The organism is Ruegeria sp. L11, from assembly GCF_056531755.1.
In genome coordinates, this window is the sequence record NZ_JBQFMI010000035.1 from 1 (window position 1) to 4,341 (window position 4,341).

The following is a 4,341-nucleotide window of genomic DNA, read 5'->3' on the forward strand; positions in this document are numbered from 1 at the left end:
CAAACAGGCCGGACAGACGAAGGTACTGACAAAATACCCGCAAACATCACCAAAAAGTTCTTGCAATGCAGGAGCCACCCACAGATGCCGTTCCTGAGCAATCAATTTGCTGCATACGCACTCGGCAGGCTTTATCAGAAGCCGACCTCTGAATTCCGAACCACAGAGCAATGGTTCTGCTTATCCTTGTCCTAACTTGGGCTGGGCGGACTCAGATATTCTGTGGTCCTCCATTGTATCAAGGCTTGTATCGTGCGTACCCGAAGTCCATATGTACAAGGCTTACGTTTTTCTTTTTCGACCTGCCGTCTCCCAAACTCGGCGTTCAGTCTTTCGATTCAGACCGACCACGCCGAGTCGCCGCAATGATGCGGGCGGCAAGTATTTGGAGACTTCTACCATGGCAAATGGCACAGTAAAATGGTTCAACTCGACTAAAGGGTTTGGCTTTATCGAACCTGAAGATGGCAAGCGCGATGTGTTCGTGCATATCTCAGCACTTGAACGTTCCGGCATCAGCGAATTGAAAGACGGCCAGAAGGTCACTTTTGACGTCGAAGCTGGCCGTGACGGACGCGACAGCGCGGCCAATCTGGCACTGGCCTGACCTTTTACGGGCACCCTTATGGGGTGCCCGTTTGCACAATGGGCTGCTAAAAGCCCTTGGAGAAAAAGTCAGTTGCAACAGCAGGAATTGACCCGGGCGCTCGCGCAATACCGTGTGCCCAATACGAAGCGTAGCGTTTTTGAACTGACAATCACTGTCATCCCCTTTTTCGCGCTATGGGGCGCAGCGTGGTTTGCGCTATCCCTTAGTATCTGGGTCACTGTTCTATTGGCCATCCTGAACGCCGCATTTCTGGTGCGTATCTTCATCATCATGCATGATTGTGGTCACGGATCTTTCTTTAGAAGTCGCACCGTTTGCAATTGGACCGGCCGGGTTCTGGGTGTTCTCGCCCTGACACCCTATGACGTCTGGCGGCAAAGCCATGCGATTCACCATGCCTCAACCGGTAACCTTGATCGGCGTGGTATGGGTGACATTCCTACATTGACCATTGAGGAATACCTGAAACGGAATTGGTTCGGGCGTGCCGCTTACAGGTTAATCCGGAACCCCTTCTTTCTGTTCTGTATCGTACCGGTCTACACGTTCTTTTTTCAAAATCGCTTGCCCTTTGGTTTCATGCGGTCAGGCTGGCTGTATTGGGCAAGTGCAATGGGAACAAACGCCGCGATTGCGGTGGTCCTGGCTCTGATTTTTTGGACCGGAGGCCTGGATGTACTGGTTTTTGTATTCCTTCCAACCATGATCGTCGCTGCATCGATTGGTATTTGGCTATTCTATATTCAACACCAGTTTGAACACACGACTTGGGAGCGGGAAGAAGTGTGGAATCTTCAGAACGCCGCATTCTATGGAAGTTCTCACTACGCCCTGCCAGGCATCCTGCGGTGGTTCTCTGCCAATATCGGTGTGCACCATGTTCACCACCTTGCCAGCCGCATACCGTTTTATCGGCTAAACGAGGTTTTGCGTGACCATTCCGAGTTGGAAAATTGCCAGCGTATTACTCTATATGAGAGCCTTCATTGCGCACGATTGCATCTTTGGGATGAAGAAAGTCAGCGCCTGCTGACGTTTTCTCAGGCTTTGTCGAACGCCAATCCCAACAAGAGTCTAGTGTAATCTGGCGCGCACCAAAAAGGCTTCGACAGTATCACCGCCGAGGGCGCGAATGGCCTCTAGTCGGTGAAGGCCTTCAATCAGCACGAACCGCTTGTTGTCCGCACGTATCTGGATCGGCGTCTTCTGGCCATTCTTCAGGATATCTTCTGCCAGCGTCAGAACCTTTTGTTGATCAAGTGTTTTGGCCCGTTTCACAGGTACATAGATCAGGTCGAGCGGATATGGTTTTTTCTCCAACATAAGCTACGTGTGCGCCTTTCTTGCGTTTATTCCGGTTCGAAGTTCGCTTCAAAGGCAGGCGCTGGAACGTGCGTCATAGAACCGAACGAACAGCATCGCGCAGCTCCTGATACATGATCCAAGTCGCTGGTTCATCGTCACTTTTGACGTGAGAAAACGCCAATACCTGAGCGGCGCCATCATTCTGTGCCGATCCGGCTTCGGGAAGCTCGAGTTCCAGATATTCTGCAATCGATAGCCCGATTTTCTTGAAGACCTTGACGGACGCCTCGCGCGATTTGTAACCAGCTGCCTTGGTTAACTGACCAATGCTCAGTCCTTCCTTGCCTGCGATTGTAAGTGCTTTGAGCATGGTGACCTGCGCAGTGGAGAGCCTGATCTGACGCAATGCTTCGACATATTCTCCTTCACTGGGAATGAAGTTGCCGGAGTTCGCCTCCAAACGACGTCGAGCGCTGCGTTTCCTGTCTCGTTCTTCGAGAATTTCTCTTAAGGCTTCAATGGCCAATGACGGTGTTTCGCCAACTGCATCAGCAATCAAACCTTGCGTTTTCGCTGGTGGCTTGGGGAATGCGCGCGCAACGCTGTTACCGCTCAGAATGCCAGCCTTAATCAAGTACTTTCCAAATTCTACTTCGATCACTTCTGATACGTCGGCGTTCCGCGTCTTGCGAACACTGCGGTCCTGAAATGCTCTTTGTTCCATACCACGCACTGACATCTTTGAGTCAGAAAGGGTCACTTGAGGGGCATTTTTACGCATCAGAGAAACACCACTACAATTACCGCTGCAACAAACACTGCTAACGCTATAGATATCTTAATCCCGTGGGACCGGCGACGCGCCTTTTCGGCTTTGATCCTTTTGCCAAGATTTTCGTCAATCGAGTTATGGTTCACGGCTTGGTCCTTCCGGATTTGTCAGGCGATATTGATTTCCACGAACCTATTTTCGTGGAATATTTTCGGCGCACTTATCGTTCTGTCGTGTGAACGGCCGATTGCATTCCCAACCATCACCTCTTCGATTCAAATGAGCGTTTGAAGGAACAAGGATCGCATCGCACCTGTCCCGGTTTGCGCGAAAACCACGTTCGCATTTCCATCCAGAGTAGGTTTCAGGCGCAAGATACGCATGCTGTGGAACAGCCACAGGCTCACAGCCGCTCTCCGCTGCGTTGTAACCTCTGAGGCATACCCAACCATCCGAGCTTTTTTTATCGCTCAGACGACCGTTTTTTGGGACTTCTATTGCAACACAATCCTGGTTCTCCTTACGAAATCCCCAGTTGCAGTGTATTTCCTGTGCGCCAAACCTGGTTTCGACGTATCCATTTTGAGGTGCGATCAGTTCTTCGCATTTTTCTTCGACACGCTGGAACAGCCGATTGCACTCCCACTGATCTCCGGTTGACGCAAGATAGGCATTTTCAGGAACTCTTATTTCCTCACAGAGATCTCCGACATTCTGAAAACCGTGATTGCATTCCCAGCCACTGCCATAGGAGCTACCTGTCAAATATGCGTTTTCTGGTAAGTCTGTTCTTTGGCACGATCCATTCTTGTTTTCGAAACCTTCGTCACAAACTGATCCATCGGCATTGCCTGCGACTTGGGCAGGAAGCTTTGTTCCTGAGAGCGACACCAAAAGTGCTGGGATCAAACAAAGAATGCAGCGCGTAAACACGATGAATGACTGATTGAAGCGGAGCCTGAGACCTGATCTATCGGCCATCAAGCACGCAATTTATGAGCCATGTGTTGTTCATACGGCGCTTTCTTTCATGGGTCACGCGATGGCTGGCGCATGTCAGGTGACAGTTGCGAATGCATGTGAGGAACGAGCTCATAGCGAAGACCCCAGCGAAACCCGTTCCTATGCTGGGGCATATGCTACAGTTATTCTGAAGGCCATTGGATCATCGAAGCCGGCAGCATCGCGGCGACGAGTAACTTTCACCAATGCACTTTTGTGGTCCTTAGCCAGAATAGAGTCAAGGAAGTTTCCCTTGTCGCAATGCAAGTACCACCAGGGCAGGTAGTTTTTGAAACTGCCGGTGACCAAGATCCTTGGTGAACTACCGAAAGAAATTGTCTGGCCTGAGTGCGGCGAAAGAGGAGTATGTGATCAAGGCTTCCCCGTAACTAGGAATGACTGGCCTGATGACATTGGCTGCAACGCAGCGATTTTCGCGCCGCTTCTGCACAAGTGCTCGCGGCGTGATCAAATGGCCGCTCGGTCCCGCACCCTGTAAATTGCGCCTGAGCCGAGAAAACTGTGCTGCGAGCGTACGCAACAAGATTTTGACACTTCCGCTTGTCAATCGGCATTGAACTTTAACCCCCTATCGGCATCCAACTTTGACCCCTTTTGTGATGAGCAGGCCCGGCGCTGCGTAGTCTCCATT

Annotated in this window: 6 protein-coding genes; 3 read left to right on the top strand and 3 right to left on the bottom strand. The window is 51.0% G+C overall.

Going from position 1 to position 4,341, the window contains the following annotated elements:
• From ACR0CE_RS20310 to ACR0CE_RS20320, 3 genes are all read left to right on the top strand, one after another.
• Positions 1–195: hypothetical protein (locus tag ACR0CE_RS20310; protein ID WP_480833592.1), on the top strand; the 195-nt coding region annotated here is incomplete at its 5' end.
• A 205-nt stretch (positions 196–400) separates the two neighbouring features.
• Positions 401–607 (top strand): cold-shock protein, encoded by a 207-nt coding sequence (locus tag ACR0CE_RS20315; protein WP_170430361.1) that lies wholly within the window; start codon positions 401–403, stop codon positions 605–607.
• Between the two features lie 18 nt (positions 608–625).
• Positions 626–1,693, top strand: a complete 1,068-nt coding sequence (locus tag ACR0CE_RS20320; protein ID WP_480774551.1) for a fatty acid desaturase — start codon at positions 626–628, stop codon at positions 1,691–1,693.
• Here the strand turns inward: ACR0CE_RS20320 and ACR0CE_RS20325 are convergent.
• From ACR0CE_RS20325 to ACR0CE_RS20335, 3 genes are all read right to left on the bottom strand, one after another.
• A complete protein-coding gene (locus ACR0CE_RS20325) occupies positions 1,685–1,933 on the bottom strand; it encodes a ParB N-terminal domain-containing protein (RefSeq protein WP_170452343.1) in 249 nt (82 codons plus the stop codon). The two genes, ACR0CE_RS20320 and ACR0CE_RS20325, sit on opposite strands and share 9 nt — an antisense overlap.
• Positions 1,934–2,006: 73 nt before the next feature.
• Positions 2,007–2,696 carry a hypothetical protein gene (locus ACR0CE_RS20330; RefSeq protein ID WP_480833594.1) on the bottom strand — a complete coding sequence of 230 codons (690 nt, stop codon included), beginning with the start codon at positions 2,694–2,696 and terminating at the stop codon, positions 2,007–2,009.
• A 183-nt stretch (positions 2,697–2,879) separates the two neighbouring features.
• Positions 2,880–3,668: a hypothetical protein gene (locus tag ACR0CE_RS20335; protein ID WP_480833595.1), complete on the bottom strand. Its 789-nt coding sequence runs from the start codon at positions 3,666–3,668 to the stop codon at positions 2,880–2,882.
• Positions 3,669–4,341 lie beyond the last annotated feature (673 nt).

Bases quoted from the DNA above. Each gene is read 5' to 3' on its own strand.
- ACR0CE_RS20320 (WP_480774551.1), top strand. From the start codon at position 626: ATGGGGTGCCCGTTTGCACAATGGGCTGCTAAAAGCCCTTGGAGAAAA.
- ACR0CE_RS20325 (WP_170452343.1), bottom strand. From the start codon at position 1,933: ATGTTGGAGAAAAAACCATATCCGCTCGACCTGATCTATGTACCTGTG.
- ACR0CE_RS20330 (WP_480833594.1), bottom strand. From the start codon at position 2,696: ATGCGTAAAAATGCCCCTCAAGTGACCCTTTCTGACTCAAAGATGTCA.
- ACR0CE_RS20315 (WP_170430361.1), top strand. From the start codon at position 401: ATGGCAAATGGCACAGTAAAATGGTTCAACTCGACTAAAGGGTTTGGC.
- ACR0CE_RS20335 (WP_480833595.1), bottom strand. From the start codon at position 3,668: ATGGCCGATAGATCAGGTCTCAGGCTCCGCTTCAATCAGTCATTCATC.